Genomic DNA, 1,175 nt, shown 5'->3' with positions numbered 1-1,175 from the left:
ATCCCCCCGTCCCACACCCGCGGACAGATCGTGGCCGCCCTGCGCCTACTCGAACGCAAAATGGTCACCCTCCCGCCCAAGAAGCATGGGAACATTCCGCTGTGAGCGGCGGCGAATCATTCGGCACCTTGACCGCGGAATTGACGGTGGACGAGGTGCTCGACGAGATCGCGCTGGATGCCGGCCTCGCCGAAGAGCCGGTGGCACCGGCCGTGACGTTCACGGGCAACCCGAGCGACACGGACATCGCCGCGGTACTCGCAGTGTTCGCTGCGATCGCCTCGTCCGGTTCCGCGGCGGAAGCGCCCGCGCCCGATAACGATTCGTGGGGCACTCCCGCCCTCATTCTGCGTCGGCAAGTAGCCGCCGCTGCCGTCCTGGTCAACGCAGGCTACTGAAACTCATTGGTACTGACGACAATGCACATGGAAGGACCGCGAAGTGCGATGAGCAGTGCACCAGTGTGGAGATCACTCATCTCCGCCGCTGTCGGCGTGTTCGCGGGACTAAAGGTCCTCGCCAGAACAGCGGCGACGATGGCTGTCGTGCTCCGTTCGGCTCAGTCATTCCCCTTCGAGCTCGACGGACCCACTCCGGCATCACCGCCGACCCCCGCGGCTTCCCGGCGACAGACGGCAGCCCACCCGAATACCGGGGCTCCAATACACACCGAGAAGGACACAGAACCCAATGTCGACTACTGATGTGATTGCGCCGGAAAGTATTTCCAAGGTGCTCGTCGCGAACCGCGGTGAGATCGCAGTGCGGGTGATCCGGGCCGCAGCCGATGCCGGCCTGGCCAGCGTCGCCGTCTACGCCGAACCCGACGCCGACGCCCCGTTCGTGCGCCTGGCCGACGAAGCGTTCGCCCTCGGCGGGCAGACCTCCGCCGAGTCCTACCTGGTGTTCGACAAAATTTTGGACGCCGCCACCAAGTCCGGCGCCGACGCCATCCACCCCGGCTACGGCTTCCTCTCCGAGAACGCCGACTTCGCGCAGGCCGTGATCGACGCCGGCCTGATCTGGATCGGCCCCTCCCCGCAATCGATCCGCGACCTCGGCGACAAGGTCACCGCCCGGCACATCGCCGAAAAAGCCAAGGCCCCGATGGCCGCCGGCACCAAGGACCCCGTCAAGAACGCCGACGAGGTCGTCGCCTTCGCGAAGGAATACGG

The 1,175-nt window shown here is 66.0% G+C and carries 2 protein-coding genes; both read left to right on the top strand.

Going from position 1 to position 1,175, the window contains the following annotated elements:
• Positions 1 to 101: 101 nt before the first annotated feature.
• A complete protein-coding gene (locus ACFVJ3_RS49540; protein ID WP_378459056.1) occupies positions 102 to 398 on the top strand; it encodes an acyl-CoA carboxylase subunit epsilon in 297 nt (98 codons plus the stop codon).
• 292 nt (positions 399 to 690) lie between these two features.
• Positions 691 to 1,175, top strand: a 485-nt coding sequence (locus tag ACFVJ3_RS49535; RefSeq protein WP_378459055.1) for a biotin carboxylase N-terminal domain-containing protein, incomplete at its 3' end; no start/stop codon positions are given.

Source organism: Rhodococcus sp. NPDC127593, assembly GCF_042671975.1.
GTDB lineage: Bacteria > Actinomycetota > Actinomycetes > Mycobacteriales > Mycobacteriaceae > Rhodococcus_F.
The sequence above is the reverse complement of the archived record's forward strand: the minus strand, read 5'-3'. Positions and strand labels throughout refer to the sequence as shown.